Source organism: Pedobacter sp. SL55, from assembly GCF_026625705.1.
In the GTDB taxonomy this organism is placed as follows: domain Bacteria; phylum Bacteroidota; class Bacteroidia; order Sphingobacteriales; family Sphingobacteriaceae; genus Pedobacter.
In genome coordinates, this window is the sequence record NZ_CP113059.1 from 1,322,574 (window position 1) to 1,347,560 (window position 24,987).

A 24,987-nucleotide genomic window follows, 5' to 3' on the forward strand; every position below is an offset into this window, starting at 1 on the left:
AGTTGTATAGGATGATTTATAATTTTCTATTTATTAATGAACGCCAAAAACAACAACAGTGATTTTAAATCGCTGCCACCTTTTTTCTCAATTAAACGCTGTTTAATCCGCATAAAACGTTCGTAAAGCTTCGGTTTTTTCTGCAGCTCTTCCGCAAACTCTTTGGCAGCTTCGTGTTTTTTCTCTTTCGGATCGTACAACATTGCCGTACACATGCAATTCTTGCGTTCTTTCATCTTCAAGATATCGAAGTTTACACAGCTTTGGCAGCCTTTCCAAAATTCTTCATCTTGCGTAAGTTCCGAGTAGGTCACAGGTTCGTAACCCAAATCAGAGTTGATTTTCATTACCGCCAAACCTGTAGTTAGGCCAAATATTTTTGCTTTAGGATAAAGTTTACGTGACAAGGCGAAAATTTCTTCCTTAATGGCTTTTGCCAATCCTTCTTTACGGTATTTAGGACTTACAATTAGACCCGAGTTAGCCACAAACTGACCGTGGCTCCAGGTTTCGATGTAGCAAAAGCCTGCCCACGAGCCATCCTTATGAAAAGCAATGACAGATTTGCCCTCTTGCATTTTGCCCGCAACATATTCTGGCGAACGTTTAGCGATACCCGTACCTCTAGCTTTCGCAGACTCGGCCATCTCTTCAACTATTTCTTCTGCAAAAACACGATGTTCAGGAAGTGCGACTTGCACTATAAAATCGTTATTATTCATTAATTCTTTAACGAAAAAATATGGTATTCTTGTTAATTGGGTTTTTATTGAGGATCAATTCCTCATGGGTTTAAGTTCCCTAGGGTAAGACTTAAATCCGCGGCGTAAAGAGTTGCCGACTTGTAGTGATATGAAATATGGGGTGTAAACGTTCAATAAAATAGCCGTTAGGTGCCATGGTTTTGGCATCTAAAACAGATAATTTATGTACAATTTGTTTACTCATTTTTTAATCGAATCAACTCTGTAGAATTGATTGTGGCGCAAAGGTTTAAATAAAAATTGAGTTGTGCAATACAATTCGCATTTTTTTACATTTTGTTTATCATTTCTTAACCTAATAATGGAGCATGGACAAAAGAGCAAAGATTAAAGACTTTAAGTCTGCTAAGTTTATTTTGAAAAGCTAAGCCAGTGCTACTATTTACTTTAGCCCCGCTATACGCTTTACTTGCCTCGTGCCTCGGCTGCGTGTTCGCTGCTATCGGGTTTAATTAACTAAGTTCTATACAATAAAACTACTTTGCAACCTTTGCATAAGCCTATTTTTATTATCGTTGTTTTTACCTTTTTCGGTTCCCTAAATCTAGGGACTGGCTGTTAGAACGTAAAGATGTGCAGTAACTTTGTCAATCTTAATATAAAAGTTGGCTAGTTAAGATTGACAAAGTTTAAAGCTGATGTGCTTTATAATTCCGGAGCGTTATCGTAGCGTCTTAAATCCGAATTATTTAGAACAGTTTAAAATTCTGCAATCTGCTGTTCGATATAACAAAATGTCGAACAGCAAAAATACTTTTAGAGCATCATTTCGAACGAGGTACGAGGAGAAATCTGTTGTATAGGAGTTCTTAACTTTGAAACTTCTCTCTACGTTCTAAATGTCGGCACAAGAAACAAAAGATTATATTAGAAAGAAAACTGGATAAGCAACAGACAGCAACAATCATTTCCAATAAGGCGTCACATCTAAATTCAATTAAGTTTTATGGTTATAAATTCAAAAACTTGTAGCAAATAGGAGCAACCCAACGTATAGGGAAATAAGTATCGGGAAAAGGCTTCTGCTTATTTAACAAAGTTTAACATCATACTAAAGCCTATAAAACCAATATTTGTATATTTGAAACTTAAATTCACACTGATTTTACGCTAAAACATGAATACAACTCGTACAAAAATTTCTTTTAAAACATTATATGCATTAGTTGCGATAGCAACCGTTACCTTACTTTCGGCATGTGGTAAAGGAGAAAACCAAGTAACAGAATATGGTTCTTTAAGTGTATACAACGCTTCGCCGAGTTCTACAACCTATGATGTTTACCTTAATAGTTCCAAGTTAAATAGCGCAGCATTGCCTTACGCTGGCGGTGTAAAATATGTTCAGCTTACTGCTGGAAGCTATGAAACCAAGTTTACCGTTGCTTCCGAAACGGCTTCGATTTATACTAAAACAGGTATTAATATTGCGAACAATGCTTTTTCTACTTTATACTTAACTGGTACTACGGGTAGTTTCGATGGCCTTTTGGTGGCTGATGAATTTGCAGGTGCGGCAACTGATAAAGCTCATGTGCGTTTCATTAACCTATCGCCAGATGCCCCGGCTTTAGATTTACGTATTAAAGATGCAACAAGCAACCTTACTTCTAACAAAGCTTACAAAACTAACAGTGGTTTTACAGCGGTAGATGCAGGAGCAAAAACTTTTGAGATTAAAGAAACCACTTCTGGTAATGTTAAAGCTACGGTTGATAGAACCCTAGTAAACGGAACTTTTTACACCATTATTGCTGGCGGAAAAATCACTCCAGGTACAAATGAAAGGGCTTTTAATGGGCAAATTATTCAGCATCAATAAATTAATAGCGTAAGGCTACACTGTTAACGTTGCTTTTTTAAATCACTTTATACAATTAGCAAAACTTTTTGCTAATTACTCAATCCCAAGCAATTTTTTGTTTGGGATTTCTTTTTTCACTACTTTTCTCAATTCTTATTTAGAATAATTAAAAATAATTTGGATGTCAGTAATTTCTGTTGTTAATTTGCGTCTTTAGAATTAATCCAAATAATAATAATGAGTTTACGTTTACAACTTACAGCAATGTTACTCTGCGTTTTTAGCCTATCAGCTTTTGCGCAAACAGGAACTATCAAAGGAAAAATTACCACCGCCGACGGCCAGCCTGCCGGATACATTAGCGTTGGTTTAAAAAACAACAACCACAATACCCTTACCGATGATAATGGAAACTTTTCATTGAATAAAGTAAAGTCAGGCGATTATACCATACGTGTAAGTGCGGTAGGCATTAAATCGCAGGAAAAAAACATCAGTATTAAGGTAGGCGAAACCGCTACGGTTAACTTTAGCTTAACCGAAAACAATGAAGCTTTGAAAGAAGTAACCATTGCGGGTAAGAAAAATAAGTACAAAGTAAGTTTGCCATCGGCTTCGCTTAGGTTAAACGAACCATTGTTAGAAGCACCACAAAACATACAAACGGTTAGCGAACAACTTATCAAAGATCAGCAAATTATTAGCATGAGCGATGGTTTGATTAGAAACGTTAGTGGTGCTGCAAGGTCTGAGCACTGGGGAGATTTGTACACCAATATTAAAATGCGTGGTTCGCAAGTGCAAGCCATGCGTAATGGCTTCAACTTTGTAAATTCGTATTGGGGTCCACTAACCGAAGACATGAGCTTTGTAGATCACATTGAGTTTGTAAAAGGTCCGGCTGGCTTTATGCTAAGCAACGGCGACCCAAGCGGCCTATACAATGTAGTAACCAAAAAACCTACAGGTATTAACAAAGGAGAGGTTTCCTTTACTGTTGGCAGCTACGATTTGTATAGAACAGCTGTTGATTTCGATCATAAAATTACTGGTGATGGAAAGCTCTTGTTCAGGCTAAATGCCGCCGCACAAACTAAGGGTTCTTTTAGACCTTACGAGAAAAACGACCGCTATACTTTTGCTCCATCGTTAAGCTATCAATTAACCCGCAACACAAAAATTACTGCCGAGTATGCTTTGCAAAACGCAAAAATGACTGAAGTAGGTTCATACTATGTATTTAGTCCTAACGGATATGCCACCTTACCGAGAGATTTTACTTTAACTCAGCCGGGCGTACCAGATACTAGAATTAACGACCATAGTGCTTTTGTAAACGTACAACATAATTTTAGCGATACTTGGAAAGCAACTGCACAAGTAGCCTATTCTAAATACCTGCAAACTGGCTATAGCTCGTGGCCGTCGGCTGTAAATACCGATAACACTGTTATTAGAAATGTAGGTATTTGGGATGCCGAAAGTTCCATGAAATTAGCCCAATTTTTTATCAACGGGCAAATGAAAACTGGAGGCATTGTGCACCGAATTTTAGCGGGATTTGATGGTGGAAAGAAAGCATATATTGCAGATTGGGGCCAATCTCACGATTTAGATCTTGCCTCTGCTCCTTTTAACGTAAATAATCCAAATTACGGTTTTCCGGCAAATGGCTATCCTAATTTTGATAGAAGCCAGCCTTTACAAGTTAGAGGTGCAGCAAACAACATCGACCAAAAATACCTGAGTGCTTACCTACAAGATGAGCTAGGTTTCTTTGAAAATAAATTGAGATTAACTTTAGCTGGTAGATACACTTACATTAACCAATCTGCTTACAGTGGCAAGCCAGAAACAGCTAAAAAAGTAACTCCTAGAGTTGGTTTAAGCTATTCTGTAGATAAAAATACTTCAGTTTATGCCGTGTACGACCAGTCTTTTTTACCGCAAACAGGTATTTTACGTAATGGAGATGAAAACCCACCGCTTACGGGAACCAATTACGAGGCGGGCATCAAAAAAGATTGGCTAGATGGCAGGTGGAACACCACCCTTTCTGTTTACCGAATTGTGAAGCAAAATGAATTGGGTCCAGATCCTTTTAGTACACCTAACGAAAACTTTAGCATTGTAATTGGCGAAAAAAGAGCCCAAGGTTTTGAATTTGATTTACGAGGCGAAATTACATCGGGCTTAAAATTAATTGCCAACTACGCCTACACCGACGGAAAAGTAACAGAAGTAAACCCTAGCGTAACTTGGATGGTAGTTGGCGACGCAGTTCCCGGCTTTTCTAAGCACACTTCTAATGCTTGGTTAAGTTATACGTTACAAAGTGGCGCATTGAAAGGCACGGGTATTAACGCTGGTTTTACGCATTTAGCGGGCCGTGCCATGGGCACCTTTAGCGGCACCAACGAAGAACGCAACTTGCCTAACTATTTTAAAGTAGATGGTGGCTTGTTCTGGGAAAACAAAAGCTTAAGAATTAACGCCAATGTATTTAACGTGTTAGACAAATATCTATTTACTGGCGCTTATTATACCGGTTACTGGAACGCCCCAAATTACGATTTAGGCGTGTACTCTTGGCAAGCCGAAGCACCTAGAAACTACCGTTTAAGCATAGCTTATAAATTTTAATTAAACAACTAATTTTTAAACCAATTGGCCTATAACGCCAATTGGTTTTTGCCGTTAAAAAGAATAGAGATGGGGTTTAAAAAACCGATAAAAAAGAAAAGCACATTCAAATATTGGATAGGTCAGCTGCATTTATGGCTAGGTCTAATATCAGGCTTATTTGTATTGTTTTTGGGCCTAACGGGATGCATTTTAGCTTTCCAACGGGAGATAGAGGATGCCGTACAAACTTATCGGTTTACCGAAACCCAAAACAAACCACTTTTGGCACCAACGCAACTCAAAGCAATTGCAGATAAGGCCCTACCCAACAAACATGCGCATAGCGTAACTTACCAGCCTGGCCGTACTACGCAAGTGGTTTATTACGATTTGGTAGCCGATTACTACTACATTGTTTTCGTAAACCAATACACGGGCAAAGTTCTAAAAGTAAAGAACATGGATGAAGATTTTTTTAGGATCATCATTATGGGGCATTATTACCTATGGCTACCGCCAGAAATTGGCCAGCCTATTTTAACCACGGCAACCATGATGTTTGTTTTTTTACTCATTTCTGGGTTGGTTTTATGGTGGCCAAAAAGCAAAGCCGCCAGAAAGCAACGTTTTACCGTAAAATTGAAATCTAAATGGCGTAGGTTAAATTACGATTTGCATAATGTTTTAGGCTTTTACATTACCTTTATTGCTATCTTCATTGGTCTAACAGGCATGGTAATGGGCTTTCAATGGTTTGCTAAGTCTGTGTACTGGGTAAGCTCTGGGGGTAAAACCATGACCGAATGGGAGGAAACCTACTCAGACACTACATCCCTTACCAAGTTAAGTACAAATGCGGCTGCGGCCGATCTACTTTGGGCTAAGTTTTTGAAGGAAGATCCTAAGTTTAAAGGAAGTTTGGATGTACACGTACCCGAAGATGAGAAAGGCGCTGTAGAAATTGCCAAAAATCCAGACCCAAACACCTACTGGAAAGCAGATTACCGTTATTTCGACCAGCATACCTTGAAAGAAATTGAGGTAAAACATCAATTCGGCAAATTTGCCAACGCTACCGTAGCCGATAAGATCATCAGGATGAATTACGATATCCACGTTGGTGCAATTGCGGGCTTACCCGGAAAAATCATTGCTTTTATTGCCAGCTTAATTGCGGCAAGTATGCCCGTAACTGGGGTAATTATTTGGATAGGACGTAAGAAGAAAAAAAGAGCGAAGATTTCGCCAGCAACTGCAATACAACCACAATTTCAGTAAAAGTGCTTTTTGGCCACAATTTTATATCTTGTGGCACAAAGCATTTTTAGTATGTACCGTTTTTCTATCTTATTTATATTTTTCATTTCTGCAAGTTTTAATGTAGCGGCACAAGATTTGGTTGATGCCAAAAAAGCCATCAAAACCTTAACCTCTAAAAAATATTGGGGTAGGGGCTACACTAAAAACGGCATGGCTAAAGCGGCTAATTTTATTGAGAATAAAATGAAGAGCTTTGGCTTATCTCCTTTAACCGAAGCTGGTTTTAAGCAATATTTCAATTTCTCTGCAAACACTTTTCCTTCAAAAATGGAATTGAAAATAAATGGCAAAAAATTAAGGCCGGGAAAAGATTTTATTGTACACCAAGCTAGCAAAGGCGTTAACACCAGTGATAGTTTAACCCGTAAAGATAGTGTTACCTACGCTAATAAAAATGGTGGTGTTGTGGTAGGCTTGGCACCTAAGCTAACGTGGTCTGCTTCGCAAAAAGTGCTAGATTATACGGTTATCGAGGTGGCTAAAAGAACGGATGTTCCCATTCTAAAAAAGATTGATGTTCATATTGAAAATGAATTTGTTACAAATTTTACCGCAGCTAACGTTATGGCTATGGTTAAAGGAACTACCAAACCAGATTCGGTAATTGTATTTACAGCACACTACGATCATTTAGGTGGCATGGGAAATAAAACCTACTTTCCGGGAGCTAACGACAATGCAAGTGGTGTGGCCATGCTGCTTGATTTGGCAAAGTATTACGCTAAAAACCCACCAAAGTACAGCGTTGTCTTTATCGCTTTCGCCGCCGAAGAAATTGGCTTGTTAGGTTCGAAAATACTTTACAGAACATCCTTTATTTCCACTTAAAAACATTCGCTTTTTGTGGAATTTAGATTTATTGGGAAATGGCGATGCTGGTGCGACAGTAGTTAACGCCACCGTTTATCCAGATGAATTTGCGCTGCTTAATAAAATTAACAACCAACAGAAATTAATTTCTAAAATAAACTCAAGAGGTAAGGCAGCCAATAGCGATCACTATTATTTTACAGAAAAAGGTGTGCCAGCGTTTTTCTTATATACACAAGGTGGAATAAGTGCCTACCATGATGTGTATGATATGGCGGCCACACTCCCTTTAACAGCATATCAAAATTTATTTAAACTTTTTGTAGCATTTAATTTTGAGCTAACTAAGTAGCAAAAAAAGGGGATGTTTTAACAAAACATCCCCTTTTTAATAGCAGGTTAAACCACTAATTTTCTGGTAATAAAACCAAACGGATGTAGTTGTCGCCGTTTAAGTATTTTTTAGCTGCGGTTTTTGTAGCATCAACAGTTACGCCGTTAATGCGTGAAGTATTGTCTAACACTTGCTCTACGTTGTCGTTGTATTTTAGGCGGTTAGTTAAATAACCTAACCAGTAACCATTTTCGCGAAGACTTAGTTCTTGTTGTCTTAACTCTTCAGATTTGAATTTCTGTAGGTCTTCTGCAGTTACGCCATTGTTTTTAAAGGTGTTCACTTCTTCCAAGGCAGCATTAATTAGCTTCTCGGCATTAGCTTTAGCACAGTTAAAAGAAATGGTAAAATAATAGTGAGCCGTTGGATTTTTTTGTACACTTAAAGAAACGCCCGGGCTATAAACACCACTTTCTTTCTCACGCAAACGCTCGGTAATTTTGATATCCAATGCAGCTTTTAATGCATCTAACATTACGTTGTTTTCTGCATTATACGTATAATCGTCGTGGAAAACCAACTGTACAGAAACTTTGTCTTCTAAACCTTTTTTAACGGTTTTGCTTACTTTGCCTTTTGGAGGATTAACTCCATTGTCTACATAATTTTCGTTTTTATTTAACGAAGGCAAGCTTGCCAAATAGGTTGTAATTAAAGGTTTGATTTTTTCTACATCAAAATTACCTACGAAAACAAAGGTTTGTCCGCTTGCATCAGCAAAACGATCTTTATAGAAAGCATAAGCTTTATCGATGTTGATTTTGTCGATATCAGCTAGTGTAGTTGGCATCCCACGTTTGTGGTAATTGGCCATTACCGCTTGTACAGTATCTGCAAAAACGCTGCTTGGGTTACTGCCTTTATTAGCGGTAATTACTTTAAAATCGCTCACGTTTTTGTTGAAAATATCAGCGTCTTTGCGTGGATTTGTAGCACGGGCATAAATCAATTGGAATGCTGTTTCTAAGTCTTTAGGAGAAGCATTTCCAGAAAAACCCTGATACAAATCGTCTATATAAGCACCTACCGCAGCATTTTTGCCAGCTAAGCATTTAGATAATTGCGTTGGATTGTAATCTCCAACACCACTTTGTGCAATCAAGTTCGCATTTTCGGCAGAGATAAAATCATCATTACTAGCTAAAGAAGCTCCACCTTTTGCAAATGAAGTAAATATCACTTGGTCATTTTTAAAATCGGTAGGTTTTAACACTACTTTAACGCCGTTGCTCAAGGTTAGTGTGGTAATACCCACTTTATCGTTTTTGGTTTCGCTTACAATGGTTCCTGCTTTTGGAGCCTGTGCTATCAGCGGTTTGTTTACGGTATTGTCTACATACGGAGTTACGCCATTGCCCGCATTTTTTAGCGCAGCTAAGAATGCAGCCTCGCTAGGCAGGTTTGCTTTTTCTTTTTCTGGTGCTTGTACTACTAAAATTTGGTTGTTTTTGGTTACCATGGCTTTAGCAGCGGCATTTACATCAGCTAAAGAAATGCTTTGTAACAACTTTTTGTTTAGCTCATAGCTGTACTCCTCAGATGGAATTGCCGAGCCAATTAAGAAGTTGTTTAAATACTGTTGTACATAAGCACTAGATTTGGTTTTGTCTTTTTCTTTGAACTGCTTTTCGTTGCTAGCCTCCATTTTTTTCTTTACGGTTTCTAGCTCGCCAGCGGTGAAGCCAAATTTAGCCATACGCTCGTTTTCTGCTACAGCCGCTACCAAAGCTTTTTCGAGCTCGGCACCTGTTTTGGCTACTGCTACGGTTTGTAGGGCGTTCATATCCCAAATCATACCGCCTTGGTACGGGCCATAACCACTTTGGGCAAATAAAAATGGCGCATTGCCTTTCTGCATAATTTCTGCAATACGGGCTGCCAACATATTGTTTACCATGTTTTGCACCATTTGTAGCTTATAATCGGCTTCGGTTTTTACAGGCCCTTGTTTTTGCTTGTAAATTAGCTGGGCTACGTTGTAAGGTTGCTCTGGGTCGGTAGCAATTTTAACCAAAGGCTGTGCATTGTCTGGAATGCTGTAATAAGTTCTTGGTTTTTCATTGGCCGGGTTTTTCAACTCAGAGAAATTAGCGATAATTAGTTTCTCTACTTCGTTTACATCAAAATCGCCAACGGCAATAACCGTTTGTAGGTTAGGGCGGTACCAGTCTTTGTAAAAGTTACGGATTTTATCGTGTGTAAATTTCTGTAATAAATCTACATCCCCAATCGGAATGCGTTTAGCATAACGCGAATCGCCTAGTAAAAAGGCAGCAATTGCTTGCTTATTCGTTGCTGTGCATTTTTACCACGTTGACGGTCTTCCTCAATAATTACACCACGTTCGTTGTCAATTTCTGCGCCATCCATGCTTACTTTGCCTGCCCAGTTAGCTAAAATCTTGAAGCCTGTTTTAAAAACTTCGGCACTATCTGTAGGAATTGGCAATTGGTATACCGTTTGGTTAAAGCCGGTATAAGCATTTAGGTCTGCCCCAAAACGTACGCCCGCTTTTTGCAAGTAACTAATGATTTCGTTTTTAGGAAAGTCTTTGGTGCCGTTAAAAGCCATGTGCTCTGTAAAGTGCGCTAATCCTAATTGTTCTTCATTTTCCATTAAAGAACCAATTTTGTTTCCTAAATAAAGTTCGGCCCTGTTTTTAGGCTCCACATTTTTGCGGATGTAGTACACCAAGCCGTTAGGTAGTTTACCAATTTTAACATTAGGGTCTGTTGGTAATGCTTGGCTTGCGCTAGGTTTAGCAGTCGTTTTAACCGTTGTAGCTTTAACTGGAGCTTTTTTCTGCGCCATTGCTGGTTGTGCCAACACGATAGAAAGAGCTCCAACAGCAAGTAAATGCAAATTTTTCTTCATTTTATAAATTTAGTTAGAGGTAAATGTTTGTTTTTAGATTGTATTCTTTGTTTAAAGTTACAAATAGATTTGAGTATTGAGCATTGAGATTTGAGAACAAGGTTTAGGGTAGTATAGGAGCGTAAATGTGCTTGCTACAGCTTTAGTTCTTTAATCTTTGCTCTTTAATCTTTGCTCCTTAATCCTAATTACACCTTAATAATGATATTCCTTTTGTACATTACCCAAAGTATCACATACCAAAACAGCACAAAGGCAACGGCATAAGCCAAAGAAGCATTTAGCGGGTTGGCAAAGTTATTGGCAAATAAGGCTTTGTTCACGTAGCTTAGCGCACCTACTTTTTCTCCTTCAAAATCAATCTTAATCATGTTTAGCAAACGCGGCATCAAGCCTGATAAAAAGAAAACAGTAATGGCGTTTACCCCATAAACTACAAAAGGTTTGGTAAAACGATTGTACTGGTTCACATCTATCAGCCAATAAGATAAAGCTAAAATAACGGTTGCCAAGCCACCCGTGTAAAGCACATAAGAACTGGTCCATAATGCCTTGTTAATAGGAAATTGGAGGTCCCAAAGTAGGCCACCCATAAACATTAATGTACCAGCCGAAAACAGCCAGGCTATTTTAGTAGCTGGTTCTATGGTTTTCTTTTTAAGATAAGTGCCAACCAACACACCAATTAAGCAGGTGCCAATAGCTGGCAGGGTGCTTAAAATCCCTTCAGGGTCCCAAGTTTTAGCAGCTTTCCATAAATGTGCTTCTGTTAAGATGGTTCTATCTAACCAAGCCCCTAAATCGGTTCCTTTTTCTAAGTTGGCAGGACCAAAACCTGGTACAGGAACAAAATTCATTAAAGCCCAATAGCCAAAAAGTAAAACCACAATGGTTTGGAACAACCTTTTATCGCTCAGCTTTAAAAATAGGATAGATGAAATTAAGAATACTACCGAAATTCTTTGCAGTACGCCAGGTATCCTTACTGTTTTCAGAGCTTCAATAAAATCGAAATCACTAAAATTCCTTGGAAAAAAGGCTAAAATAAACCCTAGAAAAAAAGGGTAAATGCTCTTTTTGAGGCTTTTAAAATCGTTTTTCCGTGTGCCGCATTATCTTCTCGCTTACTGCCCATAGCGTAGGCAATAGATACGCCAACAATAAACAAAAAGAAAGGAAAAACAAGGTCGGTTGGGGTACAGCCATTCCATTCGGCGTGTGCTAAAGGTGGGTAAATGTGCCCCCAGCTTCCTGGATTGTTTACCAATATCATGGCGGCTACGGTTAAACCCCTAAAAAAATCTAGTGAAAGGAGGCGTTGAGAGCGATTTGGTTTGGTTTGCATGGTGTGTAAAATAAAAATATCTTCTATCTATTAGTTTGTTACGCTAAAGATAGAAGATAAATTTTAGTTCCTTACCTAGTTCGTCATCCCAAATTTATTTTGGGGTCGTAATGCGGTAAATTATATCGCTTTAGGATTCCCGCCTACGCGGGAATGACGATTAATAAGGCCTAATAATGGTATCTCATAAAAGCTTCCATCGCTTCGTAATCAGCTAAACCTAACTCATCGTAAGTTTTGGCCGTTTCGCGATTTCTGTCTTCTGCTCGTTGCCAAAATTCTCTCGGGTCATCGCCAGGGAAAACAGGAATATCTTTTTGCGATTGGTGCTTGAAAATAGCCAGTTTCTTGCGTTCTACTTCTTTAGGACTTAGTGGAACTGCCATTTCAATTTCGTGTGGTTCAAACTCGTGCCAAGCGCCACGGTACATCCATAACCAGCAATCTTCTACCCAAGCTTCCGTACCTTTTAGGCGTCTTAATGCCTCTACAATGATGTTGAAGCAAACAATGTGCGTGCCATGCGGATCTTCAAAATCTCCAGCAGCAAACACCTGGTGTGGTTTCACTTTTTGTAGTAATTCCATTGTTAATTCCACATCTACTTCCGAAACTGGGTTTTTCTTCACTTTGCCAGTTTCGTAGAACGGAAGCGCCATAAAGTGGATGTTTTCATCAGGTAAGCCTGAAAAACGAGCTCCAGCGATAGCTTCGCCTTTTCTAATCAATCCTTTTACCAACTTAATTTCTTCTGAGTCGATTTGATTAGGGCGTTTGTTAGCCATAAACTCACGCATTTCTTCGTAAGTTTTTCTCATGTTAGTTTGGTCAATTCCCATTTTTTCTGAGAAATCGATGTTAAACTCTACGAAACGGAGTACGTCATCGTCCCAAACGGCAGTGTTGCCAGATGTTTGGTAGGCAACGTGTACTTCGTGTCCTTGATCGGCCAGACGAATGAAAGTACCACCCATAGAAATTACATCGTCATCTGGGTGCGGAGAAAATACAATTGCTCTTTTCTTCGCTGGGTTTGCTCTTTCAGGGCGTTGGCTGTCATCGGCATTTGGCTTGCCACCTGGCCATCCGGTAATGGTATGTTGTAATTTGTTGAAGATATCGATATTAATATCATAAACCGGGCCTTGCTCTGTAGCTAATTGAGCCATGCCGTTGTTGTTATAATCGTCTTCGGTTAATTTAAGGATAGGTTTTTTAAGGTGCTGTGCCAACCAAATTACCGCTTTACGAGTAAGTTCTGGCGTCCAGTCGCAATCTCTTGCTAACCAAGGTGTGTTAAATCTGGTTAAGTCTAAGGCTGCGTCTTGATCTAGAATAAACTCTACATTTTCAGAAAGTTGTAGATAAGTAGCGGGAACTTCACTCGAAATTTCGCCCTCAACCGCTTTTTTAATGATCGAAGCTTTTTTCCTATTCCAAGCCATTAAGATAATCTCTTTAGCTTTAAAAATAGTACCAATACCCATGGTAATGGCTTTGGTTGGTACGTTAGATTTACCACCAAAATCACGAGCCGCATCTCTACGGGTTAAATCATCTAGGGTTACCAAACGAGTTCCAGAGTTTGGTGCCGAACCTGGCTCGTTAAAACCAATGTGACCCGTACGGCCAATACCTAAAATCTGAATATCCAGTCCGCCAACACTTTCTATTTTCTTTTCATAATTTAAACAGAAAGCTGGAATTTCTTCAAGACTTAAGGTGCCATCTGGAATGTGCACATTGTTTTTGTCTATGTCAATATGATCGAAAAGATTTTCGTTCATAAAGTAAACATAGCTCTGTACAGAGTTGGGCTGCATCGGATAGTATTCATCCAAGTTGAAGGTAATTACATTTTTGAAGCTTAATCCTTCTTCTTTGTGTTGCCTTACCAACTCTTTGTAAACCGCAACTGGTGTAGCTCCTGTAGCTAAACCTAGCACTGCATTTTTACCTTGTTGTTGTTTTTCTTTGATTAGTGAAGCGATACGGTTCGCTACACTCAGAGAAGCTTCTTTCGGATTTTTAAAAATACTTACTGGGAGCTTTTCGAACCTCGTTTCTTCTAATAGATTTAATCTTGCCATTAATCTTTGGTTTTTTATTGAACGGAGCAGTAAATATAGTATAGATTAAACAGAAAAAAAATAGGACAATTTTTGCGTAAAGCTTATTTTGGCCTAAAAAGTGGTTTTAATTGTCTTTCAGGGCGTTTTTACTTTTTAAAAAAATTAAAAAACTTTTTTTGCGACTTGTTTTAGTTTGGTATTCGGTAAAATGTAAAAAGTAAATGGCATTTATCGAAACAACTTGTACCTTTCACAGTCAAAAAATTCGTAATGAAAAATCAAATCGAAAACCTATACCATAAATCTAAGAAGACAGAAAAGCTGATCATTGGATTGATGTCTGGAACCTCTATGGACGGCTTGGATATTGCCTTAAGTTCTTTTAGCGGTAGCGGAGCTGATACGAAAATAAAGCTGTTGAAATTTAAAACGGCAGATTATACCGATACTTTTAGGAAACAGGTAAAATCGATTTTTTCTAAACGCGAAGTTGACTTAGAAATGGTTTGCTTAATGAACGAGCAAATAGCGCTTACTCACGCAAAGCTGATTAATGAAGCCATTGCTGAGTGGGGCTACCGAAACGAGGATATTGATTTTATTGCCAGCCATGGACAAACCATTTACCATGCACCAAAATCATTACACCAACGGGACGAGCTGCCAAATGGTACTTTGCAAATTGGCGATGGCGATCATATTGCGGTAAATACAGGTATCATTACACTAAGTGATTTTAGGCAAAAGCACATTGCTGCAGGTGGCGAAGGTGCCCCTTTAGCCGTATATGGCGATTACCTCATTTTTTCTAAGCAGGGCGAAGATAGGATCATGTTGAATATTGGCGGCATTGCCAATTACACTTATTTGCCCGGCAATTTAGATGCAGCTAAAGTTTTTTCAACCGATGTTGGGCCAGGCAATACTTTGATGGATCAGTATGTTCAAAAGCATTTTGAAGGTTTGTACTACGATAAAGATGCCGCCATTAGTCAATCGGGGAAAGTGAATGAAAAACTTTTACAGCAGTTATTGACCAACGATTTTTTTGCTGCGGATTTTCCTAAAACTACCGGTCCAGAACTTTTCAGCCTCGATTACTTAGCAAATGCGCAAAAAGTTTCTGGTACGGATGGTTTATCCAAAGAGGATGTAATGGCCACGCTGTGTCATTTCTCGGCACAGGGCATCGTAGAATCGATACAGCGGGCATTGCACCAATTAACTCAACCGGTATTGTATTTGAGTGGCGGCGGTATGCACAACCCCTTATTATTGTCGCTTTTAAAATCGGCTTTGCCCCAGGTAAGCTTTAAAACTACTTCAGATTTAGAGATTAACCCCGATGCGAAGGAAGCTGTTTTATTCGCTTTATTAGCTAATGAAACCATTTGTGGAAGCCAAATTTACTTTGGCGAGAGAGAGGGTGTGCCCTCTGTTTGTATGGGTAAGGTTAGTTTGCCTCATTAAATCATAAGACTGAAAAAAAGCGAACCACTGGTTCGCTTTCGTTGCTTTTTACTAATAATATATTTGATCTAGATGATCTGCAAGCCATTGGTATGGTATGCAGCCAAGGCCTCGTCGCCGTCGTTGAGTTCGGTAACTAAATAGTTGATGTTCTCTAATCCCGCTACTTTTAGTCTTAAAGTAGTGCCTAATTTTTCAGAGATACATAATACCGCAGTTTTTTTAGAAGAGGCAATCATTGCTTTTTTCAATTGATTAATTTCCCAATCGGTGTCTGTTACGCCATCAGTAGGATGCAATGCGCTAGTTCCCATTAAGCATAAATCTGCTCTAATATCTGCCAGTTGGCTAATTACGTGGCCACCATAACTAATTTGCGAGTTTTTAGAGAATAGCCCACCTATTAGAATAACTTCAATTTTTTCGTATTTAGCTAGTTCTACAGCAACTAATGGGCTAATGGTAATAAACGTAGCATGTAAATGTTGAGGTAGTTGTTTGGCTAATTCAATTACTGTGGTCCCTCCGCCAGTTAACACTACCATGCCATCTTTAATTAAGGAAGCAGTTTTTTTAGCTATACTGATCTTGGCATCTTTTGCGTATACTTTGCTATCGTCAAAAGACGATTGGTAAGATTTGGAAAGCGCCCCTCCGTGTACTTTATTTAGCAAATTGTCATCAGCTAATTCTTGTAAATCTCTTCTAATGGTATCTTCTGATACATTTAATAATTCTACCAAATCAGAACTTAGCACCCTGTTGTGCAAGTTAATTTGGCGCATAATCATATTGTGGCGTTCTTTTTTAAGCATTTAATGAAGAATATTGTTCGAGACCTAAGGTAGTGAAAAAATATTTTTTATGAGTAAAGAATGATTTTTAAGTGTTTTTAGTGTGCGGATTTTTGCGGTGTTTGGTCTGGAAATAATTCTTTTTTGTTAAAATTTTGTTAAAATTTCTTTTTTTAACGAAAAACATTTGTGATATTTACTTAGGTTTTAATGAGAATGCGTGAATATGCGTTTTTATTAAGCTGAAAATCAACGAAACAAATTAATTACTATTAACCAACAAGAGTTTATGAAAAAAATTACTCATGCTGTTCTTGGGAGCTTTTCTTTTAGCAGTTCAGGTAATGGCGCAACAGGTTACTGTTACGGGTAAAGTCACTTCTTCGGAAGATGGGCAGCCAATACCAGGTGCAACAGTTAAAGTGAAAGGGACCTCGGTGGCAACACAGGCAAACAATAGTGGTATTTATACCATTAAAGCAAATGCGGGAGACGTATTGCAGTTCGCTTATTTAGGGATGGTGACCAAGGAGCAAGCTGTGGGGACTTCGACAACGATTAACATTACCTTAAGCCCGGATAGCAAATCCCTTAATGAGGTGGTTGTTACGGCTTTAGGGCAAAAGGTAGTAAAGCGCTCTTTAGGAACTTCGCAACAAGAAGTTAAAGGCGAAGATATAGCTCAAACACAAAGGGAAAATTTTGTAAATGCATTACAAGGACGAGTTGCAGGGGTTGAGGTAACAAGCTCTTCTGGTGTTCCTGGAGCCTCTTCCTCAATAACAATTAGGGGAGTGAGTTCTATTAGTGGAAGTAACCAGCCTTTAATGATTGTAGATGGATTGCCGATTGATAACAAAACATTGAGTAAACTTCGGCTTTTTTTCTGAAATTAGTTCAAATACTTCGCAAGCAAATAGAAATGCCGATTTTACAAATAGGTCATCAGATATAAATCCTGAAGATATTGAAAGCTTAGTCGTGTTAAAAGGTCCAGAGGCTGCTGCTCTTTACGGTATAGATGCTGCAAATGGAGCAATCGTAATTACGACAAAAAGAGGCAAGCCTGGGACTGGTGCAATAGACTATAGCAATAGTTTTAGGATAGATGCGCCTAGGGGCAAGCCAGAGATACAAAAAGTATATGAGCCTAGTGCTGTAGGTACTACTTCATTTTTATATTTTGGAGATGAATATCTTCCTGGTACTAAATTCTATGATAATGTAGATGGTTTTTTTCAGACGGCGTTGACTCAGAAGCATAATCTGTCAATGAGTGGAGGTACAGATAGAATAAGCTATAGATTTTCAACATCATATACGAATCAGAACGGCGTTATCCCCAATTCATTATATGACAGGATTAACGTTACTGGTGCTACTAGGGCTACCATCAACGACTGGCTAAAGGCAGATCTTTCACTTAGCTACACATATTCTAACAATGACCAGGCTAGAAAGGGAGCTGGAGGTCCTCTAATCGGATTGTTGGTTTGGCCTCAGACTGATGATGCTAAAAATTACTTAACACCTGCTGGTACAAGAAGACAAGTAACTTCTTTAGGTCTTGGTTCCGAAATAGACAATCCTTATTTTAATGTCGAGAAAAATAGAATAAATTCAAAAGTTAATAGACTTTTAACAAACTTGGGCTTAACCTTTACTCCTGTTAAGTGGGGTAGCTTGGAAACAAGAATAGGTGTGGATAATTATACTAGTCAAAACCTTATATTAAGGCATCCTGAAAGTACAGCTGGTTTTTCATATAAAGGAATATTAGATGTAGCAAATGACGTTACTCGTAATGTTAATATGCAGAATATCTTTACGGTTAAAAAGCAAAAAATTACAGGAGATCTTTCTATAGACGGAGCTGTAGGTCAATCGTTTCAAGACTTAAGGTCTAATATAGATGCATTATATGGCGAGGGATTTTTAGATCCTAATTTTGTTTCAGTTAACAATACCAGTATCAGAAATGCGAGAAACACCTTAAGTAGAAGAAGATTAGTAAGTTTCTTTAGTAGGGCTACTTTAAACTATCGTGATTATCTTTATGTAACAGGAACTATTCGAAATGATAGAACTTCAACTATACCTATCGATAGGTATTCTTTCTGGTATCCTTCAGTTTCAGCTAGTTTTGTGTTTACCGATGTGCCTGCCTTTAAAGGATTACAGAATATATTTACGTCTGGAAGATTAAGAGCTGCCTATGCTGAAGTGGGAAAAGATGCAAGACCTTATGCTTATAGGCCTTCATTAGAGTATAAAGCTACTGTTGGTGGTGGTTATGGCTATGGTTTTACTGGTCCAAATTTAGACTTGAAACCTGAGTTTGCTAAGTCTTATGAATTTGGGCTAGAGCTCGCTTTTCTTAAAGATCGTTTGGGTGTAGATGTAACATACTACAATAAGAAAACGACTGATCAAATTATTAATGATATTAGAGGTAGTTATTCAACTGGATTTATTTTGTTCAATTTAAACGGAGGGTCGACGGAAAATAAAGGAGTTGAGATTACTTTGAGAGGAACTCCAGTAAAGAACAAAGATTTCAGCTGGGATATTTTAACAAATTTCGAAAAAGCAAAAGGTACGGTACTTGCTTTGCCAAATTCATTGCCAGAGTCTTATGTTTCGGATACCTGGTTATATGGAAACGTAAGGAATGGAAATTCTCCGGGCAAATCTACTAGGTCACTAACGGGATTCTTTTATCTAAGAAATAATCAAGGACAATTGTTGGTTGATCCGACTACTGGATTGCCTTTGCGTTCAACTGTATTTATAGACGGGGGTTATGATAGGCAACCAGACTGGTCAATGGGTATAACAAATACTTTTACTTATAAAAACTTTTCATTATCATTTTTACTAGATGTGAGAAAAGGTGGAGATATCCTAAATGCTACTGATCATTTCCTAACCTCCAGAGGTTTAACAATGAGGACTTTAGATAGAAATGAGCCTAGGGTTATAAATGGTGTAATTAGAGATGGGCTAGAGAACTCTGCTAATCCCACTGTAAACAATCTTGTTGTAGTGCCAAGATACCAAACTGGATATTATACAGGAATCAGTGAAGAGCTGTTTATTGAGAAAGATATTAATTGGGTACGCCTAAAGGATGTTACCTTAAATTATCGTTTGCCAAGTACATTACTGAAAAAGCAAAAACTAGTAAAGTCTGCTAGCGTCTTCTTGACGGGAACAGATTTATTTTTGATAACTAATTATTCGGGAATGGATCCTGTGGTTAATGGTAATAGCGCAGCTGTTGGTGGATCTGGAGGAGTAGGTATAGATTATGGTAATTTTCCTATACCTATGGGTTTTAATTTTGGCGTTAGAATAGGATTATAACTTAGGAGGAATATTTAAAATGAAAAAGATATATATATCATGTTTAGCTGCTTGTCTACTATGGATGAGTAGTGGATGTAAAAAATGGCTGGATGTTAACGAAAATCCGAATGCGCCTCAAGAAGTAACGGCAAATCTTTATTTGGCCCCAATGTTACACTGGATGATAACAGATGCACCTTACGAAGGAAGGTTCATTGGTCGTTATACTCAAAATTGGTATTTACCAGCGACGTCAAAAAGCACTTGGGATAGAATGGGATATGATCCTGGAAGTGATAATGGAGCACAGACATATAGGGACGTATATTGGGTTTTAGGACAAAACCTTGTAGATATGATGAACAAAGCAGAAGCAGAGCAACGCTGGGATTTGCTGGGCGTTGGTTACATTTTAAAAGCTTGGGGCTGGCAAACATTGACGAGTATTCATGGAGAGATAACGATTAAAGAAGCTTTTTTGCCAAATAAGACGCAATTCAAATATGATACCCAACAGTTTGCATATGAAGAAAGTCGCAGATTGTTGAACCTTGCGATTACAAATCTCCAAAGAACAGATGGAGCAGTAAGCAGTGCTTTTTTGGCAGTTGGTGATAAAATATACAATGGAGACCGCACAAAATGGTTGAAATTTGCGTATGGGCTATTAGCAATGAATCTCAATCACTATTCAAATAAAGCAGACTATGATGAAGATGCTGTTATCGATGCTGTTGATAAATCATTTGCAAGTAACGCTGATGATGCGCTAATCACTTATTCAAATACAGGTAATGATGATTCGAATTTTATGGGGCCGCGTCGTCAAAACTTTCAAAATTACAGACAAACAAAATTCATTGTTGAATTAATGAATGGCACACAGTTTGGAGGTGTAATTGATCCTAGAATGACACGTATGCTTGCCATATCTCCTGATGGTCAATATCGCGGCTTAGACGTAAATGTGATTAATTATGGGGCTTTAACCGCAACACAAAGACCGAATAATATTTGGAATTATCCATCAAATATATCATCGGGCGTTCCTACAATGTATATTTTCGATGATAAATCTAGATTTCCTGGTATGACTTATTCGCAGTTGCAATTCATAAAAGCTGAAGCAGCATATAAAAAAGGGGATAAATTTACAGCTTTAAATGCGTACAGAAATGCTATATCTTCCCATATAGATTTTGTTAACGCTCGAAATAGTGATAATGCTCAGTTACCAAGCCAGATTACATCGGCTGAAAAAACTTCTTTTATAAGTAATACAGCAATTGTTCCATCTGATCCAAATAACCTTACGTTATCGCATATCATGTCGCAAAAATATATTGCACAATGGGGTTGGGGGCATTATGAGACTTGGATGGATTTGAGAAGATATCACTATACAGATGTTGATCCAGCAAGTTCTAAACAGGTTTTTATGGGTTTTGGCATTCCAATTGAGCTTTATGGTGATAATAATGGGAATCCTGTTCAAAGAATTAGAACTAGATACAACTCTGAATACGTTTGGAATAGAGAGGAACTGGATAAAATAGGCGGGTTGGCTACAGATTATCACACCGTACCATTGTGGATTACACAACCTTAAACTTAATTGAAATGAAAAAGAGATTTAATATAATTACTGCTATTATTGTTTCGCTGTTTATACTTTCTTGCGAAAAGAATGCAGTACAGCAAATAGATTATACTCCTGCTGGAGCATTTATTAGAGCATATAATTTTGCCGTTAGTGGACCCACAGTTAATATATATGCAAATGATAAGAAAATGACAGCTATCGGATCAACTACAGGTATTGAAGCGGCCGCTGGAATATCTGCTTATGGAGTATTTCCTACTACAAATAGTTATCTAAACTTGACAACGGTAGGGGACGTGGTATTTAAAGCTAAGGTTTCGTCGACAGCTACTACAAACGCAAACATTGAAACAACTGTTTTGCCAACAAACGTTGTTGCAGGAAAATACTATTCCTTTTATACAAGCGGTATATATGATGCAACAGCGAAAACAACTTCATCATTCATTCTTGAAGATAACTTTCCTTCTATAGATACCGCGGTTTCCTATGTTAGGTTAGTAAATACAATTTCAAATGCGGCCAATGGCTTTAATTTGGTTGCCGTCAATACAACTACAGCCGAAGTAATCAATATTGCTGCGGCTACTGCTTACAAAGCGGGTTCTGCTTTTGTAAAGGTGCCAAATGGTGTGTATAATCTAACTGCTGTTAGTGTAAACACTCCAGCAAATATAACTATTACTCGTGCAGCAGTTTCTTTTTCTAAAGGGCTTGTTTATACTATTGCAGCACGTGGTAGTACTACTACCACTAGCACACTTGCGTTAGATCTTACAAGGAATAGGTAAAATAGTAAAATATAACAAAAAAACCGCGTCTAAAGAGATGCGGTTTTTTTGTTATATTACCATTTGTAATGTAATAAGTATAGAGAATATGAGGTTCTTTTTTGTTTTAGTTCTTCTTTTTCCTTTAAGGCAGATGTAAAGGCTTCTATTTTCATGGTAACAAGCAAAGAAGACTCGGGAATTGGAACGCTAAGGCAAGCAATTCATGATGCTAATATTAATGGAACATCGACTACTGATTATATTTATTTTAATCTCCCTGGTCTCAGTTCATCAGACGTAACCATTTCATTAACTCAGGAGTTGCCTTCACTTTCGTCTAATCTTGTTATAGACGCTACCACGCAACCAACAAATCTCCTCGGAAGTTCCTCGATTAAGGTTTTATTAACTAGAATATCAGTTGATTATATAAATGGGTTGAAAGTTTCTGGCGTCAATAACATTAAAATATTTGGGTTTTACTTCAGTAATTTTGTCTCACCGCTGGGCATACCTGCGGATGATAGAACGGCAGCAATCTTTTTGGAGAATTGCTCAAAAATAACTATAGGAGGGCCAAGAAAGAGAAATGGCTTTGGCAATAATTATACTTCGATTATATCTCCTACGTTCTTGAATTCCATAGAGGACATAAAGATTTCGTCAAACATTATTGGCTTGGACCCTACTGGAATGATAGCTACACCAAATTATGTTGGTATTGATTTGAGCTATCTAAGCAATTCTATAATAGGGGGAATACAAGAAGAGGAAGGTAATATAATTAGCTCCAATGAAAATGGTGTGTCGCTTGGTTCAATGAGAAATAGGGTTAGATTTTCGAATAATACTATCGGTTACAATATCATTAAATCAGAGGTTATTCCCTCTCCAGCTGATGCTGTAGGACTTTTTGCGAATGGTGAATTTGTTGATTTCATAATGACACATAATTATATAGTGGCGCAAAATGTTGGGGTAAAGCTAGATAATTTAAAAAATAACTATTACCTGAATGCCAATGTTATTGGCGGCGATTTATTAAGTAAAAATAGAAAGTATGGAATTGAATTGTATAATTGTGGCGTCGGCAGTATAAGCGATGGAAATGTTATATCTCACAATGAAGTTGGTATTTTTATAGAACGTTCCTATCCCGTGTCTATTCTTAAAAACAGTTTTTATTGTAATACAAGGCCAATCGAATTTGTCAATTTACCAAATGGAAAATTTGTGGCAATCTCTGCTATCTCTAATATTACCTCAACAAGTATTAACGGCACTTATCTCCCCAATTCAAAGATTGAGCTTTTTTACACCGATGCTTGTGTAAATTGCGAAGGAAAGGAGTGGATTGCTACTATATTAACGGATGGATTGGGGAATTGGAGTTACAATGGGGCCATTGATCTTACAAGGTCTATTACAAGTATGGGCACAAACCAAGACGGAGCTACTGCGCCTTTCTCTAAACCTTTAATGGATCAGGCAAATGCCATAAAGACAGACGTAATTTGCAACCAGCCTAAAGGAAGTATAAGAGGGATTATGACTTATGATGCATCTATATTTGAATGGAGAGATGCAAATGGCTTGATAGTTGGCACAGCAAAAGATTTAGAAGGTGTTGGGCCAGGTACTTATAGGCTCACAGCTAAGCAGAACAACTCTTGCTACGCTACGTCTAATGCGTTTACCATTACTTCTTCTGGTACAGGAATATTGGAAAACAATAAGGAGATTGTAAAGGCATATTGTAATCAGTCCAATGGTGCAATAACCAGAATAGTTACGCCAAATAATGTTCCTCGTATCTGGTACAATGAAGCTGGAGTAGAGGTGGGTAGGGGCGATGATTTGACAAATGTGCCCGCTGGAACATATTATTTTACAGCTCAATTAGGTACTTGCAATATTTCTTCTCCTAACTATGTAGTTGCTAATTTTGAGTTTGATTACAAGGTAGCGGCAGAGAATGTTAAAGATGCGACTTGTTCTCAAGATAATGGCAGTATCAGCATAAATGCTTTTCAAGGTGCAAGGCCAGATTATGTAAAATGGTTTAACGAAAGTAATGTAGAAGTGGGTAATTCTGAAACTATCTCAGGACTAGCAGCAGGACGTTATAGATTAATGGGGTATAGTAATTTTGGATGTAGCTATTTGATTAAAGAATATGCCATAGCTGAAATTCGAAGCCCTATGGTTAACCTGCAAAACTTGAAACAATACATTAATTGTGATGGTAAATTAGTATCAACAAGCGGTATTCAAGTAGATGGACAAAGTGCACCTTATAGTTTTGCTTGGGTAGATCAAAATCAGAATATTGTTGCCACTACACTAAATCTCAAAAATATCCAAATAGGAAAATACTTGCTAAAAGTTACAGACAGATACGGGTGTATAGTACAAAGCAACATCATCGATTTTACACAATTAGAAGAAACTATTGTGAAAATACCGAATACATTTACGCCTAATGGAGATTCTATCAATGATGTATGGGAGATCAAAGGAATCGAAAACTATCCGGAGGCCGAATTCAATATTTTCAATCGGAGTGGCGCCACTATTTTTACTAGTAGAGGTTACAGCCGTCCATTTGATGGTACATTTAACGGAAAAGAATTGCCCGTTGGAGTGTATTATTATAAAATAAACTTGAACACAGAATGTGGTGTTTTAACAGGCAGTTTAACTATAATTAGATAAAACTCCTATCTTTGCCCAAAACCTTTTTATCCAATGGCAAATTTTATCCTAACTCCAGCAACCTGGCAAAAAGTAAAAACTAAGTTTTTAAGAAAATACCGTGAATTAGCAGCGGTAGAAATTTCCTTTACACCCGGGCAAGAAGATCAGTTGGTACAACAGTTGGCCAAATTGGTAAATAGAGACCATGCCTATATCGAATTTACTATCCGCAAAGCTTTGGCAGATCCAGAGGGAAACAGGTTGTAGTTTTTACACGCTCCCTAACCGTCTTTA

At 38.0% G+C, this 24,987-nt stretch carries 17 protein-coding genes and 1 pseudogene; 11 read left to right on the plus strand and 7 right to left on the minus strand.

Annotation, left to right across the window (positions count from 1 at the left end; translation table 11 throughout):
- Positions 1-26 precede the first annotated feature (26 nt).
- Complete coding sequence (locus tag OVA16_RS06035) at positions 27-722, minus strand: GNAT family N-acetyltransferase (protein ID WP_267764191.1); 696 nt, start codon at positions 720-722, stop codon at positions 27-29.
- A gap of 1,159 nt (positions 723-1,881) precedes the next feature.
- Between OVA16_RS06035 and OVA16_RS06040 the strand changes: the two genes are divergently transcribed.
- The 4 genes and pseudogenes from OVA16_RS06040 (at position 1,882) to OVA16_RS20015 (ending at position 7,675) form a co-directional block, all read left to right on the plus strand.
- On the plus strand, positions 1,882-2,586 hold the full coding sequence (locus OVA16_RS06040) for a DUF4397 domain-containing protein (protein WP_267764192.1): 705 nt from the start codon (positions 1,882-1,884) through the stop codon (positions 2,584-2,586).
- Between the two features lie 219 nt (positions 2,587-2,805).
- The gene (locus OVA16_RS06045; protein ID WP_267764193.1) at positions 2,806-5,211 is read left to right on the plus strand and encodes a TonB-dependent receptor; all 2,406 of its coding nucleotides are present in this window, start codon (positions 2,806-2,808) and stop codon (positions 5,209-5,211) included.
- Between the two features lie 69 nt (positions 5,212-5,280).
- Positions 5,281-6,471: a PepSY-associated TM helix domain-containing protein gene (locus OVA16_RS06050; RefSeq protein WP_267764196.1), complete on the plus strand. Its 1,191-nt coding sequence runs from the start codon at positions 5,281-5,283 to the stop codon at positions 6,469-6,471.
- 612 nt (positions 6,472-7,083) lie between these two features.
- Positions 7,084-7,675 (plus strand): annotated as a pseudogene (locus OVA16_RS20015) (M28 family metallopeptidase).
- Positions 7,676-7,730: 55 nt separating this feature from the next.
- Here the strand turns inward: OVA16_RS20015 and OVA16_RS06065 are convergent.
- From OVA16_RS06065 to nagB, 5 genes are all read right to left on the minus strand, one after another.
- A complete protein-coding gene (locus OVA16_RS06065; RefSeq protein WP_324288600.1) occupies positions 7,731-9,995 on the minus strand; it encodes a M16 family metallopeptidase in 2,265 nt (754 codons plus the stop codon).
- On the minus strand, positions 9,977-10,591 hold the full coding sequence (locus OVA16_RS06070; protein ID WP_267764199.1) for a M16 family metallopeptidase: 615 nt from the start codon (positions 10,589-10,591) through the stop codon (positions 9,977-9,979). Before OVA16_RS06070 ends, OVA16_RS06065 begins: the two co-directional genes overlap by 19 nt.
- Positions 10,592-10,779: 188 nt before the next feature.
- Positions 10,780-11,493, minus strand: a complete 714-nt coding sequence (locus tag OVA16_RS06075; RefSeq protein ID WP_267764200.1) for an acyltransferase family protein — start codon at positions 11,491-11,493, stop codon at positions 10,780-10,782.
- 149 nt (positions 11,494-11,642) lie between these two features.
- Positions 11,643-11,936, minus strand: a complete 294-nt coding sequence (locus OVA16_RS06080; RefSeq protein WP_267764201.1) for a DUF5009 domain-containing protein — start codon at positions 11,934-11,936, stop codon at positions 11,643-11,645.
- A gap of 170 nt (positions 11,937-12,106) precedes the next feature.
- Positions 12,107-14,026, minus strand: coding sequence for a glucosamine-6-phosphate deaminase (gene nagB, locus OVA16_RS06085; RefSeq protein WP_420712336.1), 1,920 nt, complete (start codon positions 14,024-14,026; stop codon positions 12,107-12,109).
- A 252-nt stretch (positions 14,027-14,278) separates the two neighbouring features.
- Here nagB and OVA16_RS06090 point away from each other — a divergent pair, with 252 nt between their 5' ends.
- Positions 14,279-15,478, plus strand: coding sequence for an anhydro-N-acetylmuramic acid kinase (locus tag OVA16_RS06090; RefSeq protein WP_267764202.1), 1,200 nt, complete (start codon positions 14,279-14,281; stop codon positions 15,476-15,478).
- A gap of 68 nt (positions 15,479-15,546) precedes the next feature.
- On the opposite strand, the gene OVA16_RS06095 is transcribed toward OVA16_RS06090, so the two are convergent.
- A complete protein-coding gene (locus OVA16_RS06095; protein WP_267764204.1) occupies positions 15,547-16,293 on the minus strand; it encodes a DeoR/GlpR family DNA-binding transcription regulator in 747 nt (248 codons plus the stop codon).
- A 284-nt stretch (positions 16,294-16,577) separates the two neighbouring features.
- On the opposite strand from OVA16_RS06095, the gene OVA16_RS06100 reads away from it, so the two are divergent.
- The 6 genes from OVA16_RS06100 to OVA16_RS06125 all read left to right on the plus strand — a co-directional run bounded on the left by OVA16_RS06100 (position 16,578) and on the right by OVA16_RS06125 (position 24,960).
- Positions 16,578-17,162, plus strand: a complete 585-nt coding sequence (locus tag OVA16_RS06100; protein WP_267764205.1) for a carboxypeptidase-like regulatory domain-containing protein — start codon at positions 16,578-16,580, stop codon at positions 17,160-17,162.
- A 91-nt stretch (positions 17,163-17,253) separates the two neighbouring features.
- Positions 17,254-19,638 (plus strand): SusC/RagA family TonB-linked outer membrane protein, encoded by a 2,385-nt coding sequence (locus tag OVA16_RS06105; RefSeq protein WP_324288549.1) that lies wholly within the window; start codon positions 17,254-17,256, stop codon positions 19,636-19,638.
- A gap of 19 nt (positions 19,639-19,657) precedes the next feature.
- Positions 19,658-21,229, plus strand: coding sequence for a RagB/SusD family nutrient uptake outer membrane protein (locus tag OVA16_RS06110; RefSeq protein WP_267764206.1), 1,572 nt, complete (start codon positions 19,658-19,660; stop codon positions 21,227-21,229).
- A gap of 11 nt (positions 21,230-21,240) precedes the next feature.
- A complete protein-coding gene (locus tag OVA16_RS06115; RefSeq protein ID WP_267764208.1) occupies positions 21,241-22,014 on the plus strand; it encodes a hypothetical protein in 774 nt (257 codons plus the stop codon).
- A gap of 153 nt (positions 22,015-22,167) precedes the next feature.
- Positions 22,168-24,711, plus strand: coding sequence for a gliding motility-associated C-terminal domain-containing protein (locus OVA16_RS06120; protein WP_267764209.1), 2,544 nt, complete (start codon positions 22,168-22,170; stop codon positions 24,709-24,711).
- A 33-nt stretch (positions 24,712-24,744) separates the two neighbouring features.
- The gene (locus tag OVA16_RS06125) at positions 24,745-24,960 is read left to right on the plus strand and encodes a hypothetical protein (protein ID WP_267764211.1); all 216 of its coding nucleotides are present in this window, start codon (positions 24,745-24,747) and stop codon (positions 24,958-24,960) included.
- Positions 24,961-24,987 lie beyond the last annotated feature (27 nt).

Excerpts from the sequence above, each read along its gene's own strand:
- OVA16_RS06035 (WP_267764191.1), bottom strand. The coding sequence starts at position 722 with ATGAATAATAACGATTTTATAGTGCAAGTCGCACTTCCTGAACATCGT.
- OVA16_RS06040 (WP_267764192.1), top strand. The coding sequence starts at position 1,882 with ATGAATACAACTCGTACAAAAATTTCTTTTAAAACATTATATGCATTA.
- OVA16_RS06045 (WP_267764193.1), top strand. The coding sequence starts at position 2,806 with ATGAGTTTACGTTTACAACTTACAGCAATGTTACTCTGCGTTTTTAGC.
- OVA16_RS06050 (WP_267764196.1), top strand. The coding sequence starts at position 5,281 with ATGGGGTTTAAAAAACCGATAAAAAAGAAAAGCACATTCAAATATTGG.
- OVA16_RS06070 (WP_267764199.1), bottom strand. The coding sequence starts at position 10,591 with ATGAAGAAAAATTTGCATTTACTTGCTGTTGGAGCTCTTTCTATCGTG.
- OVA16_RS06080 (WP_267764201.1), bottom strand. The coding sequence starts at position 11,936 with ATGCAAACCAAACCAAATCGCTCTCAACGCCTCCTTTCACTAGATTTT.
- nagB (WP_420712336.1), bottom strand. The coding sequence starts at position 14,026 with ATGGCAAGATTAAATCTATTAGAAGAAACGAGGTTCGAAAAGCTCCCA.
- OVA16_RS06090 (WP_267764202.1), top strand. The coding sequence starts at position 14,279 with ATGAAAAATCAAATCGAAAACCTATACCATAAATCTAAGAAGACAGAA.
- OVA16_RS06095 (WP_267764204.1), bottom strand. The coding sequence starts at position 16,293 with ATGCTTAAAAAAGAACGCCACAATATGATTATGCGCCAAATTAACTTG.
- OVA16_RS06100 (WP_267764205.1), top strand. The coding sequence starts at position 16,578 with ATGCTGTTCTTGGGAGCTTTTCTTTTAGCAGTTCAGGTAATGGCGCAA.
- OVA16_RS06110 (WP_267764206.1), top strand. The coding sequence starts at position 19,658 with ATGAAAAAGATATATATATCATGTTTAGCTGCTTGTCTACTATGGATG.
- OVA16_RS06115 (WP_267764208.1), top strand. The coding sequence starts at position 21,241 with ATGAAAAAGAGATTTAATATAATTACTGCTATTATTGTTTCGCTGTTT.
- OVA16_RS06120 (WP_267764209.1), top strand. The coding sequence starts at position 22,168 with ATGGTAACAAGCAAAGAAGACTCGGGAATTGGAACGCTAAGGCAAGCA.
- OVA16_RS06125 (WP_267764211.1), top strand. The coding sequence starts at position 24,745 with ATGGCAAATTTTATCCTAACTCCAGCAACCTGGCAAAAAGTAAAAACT.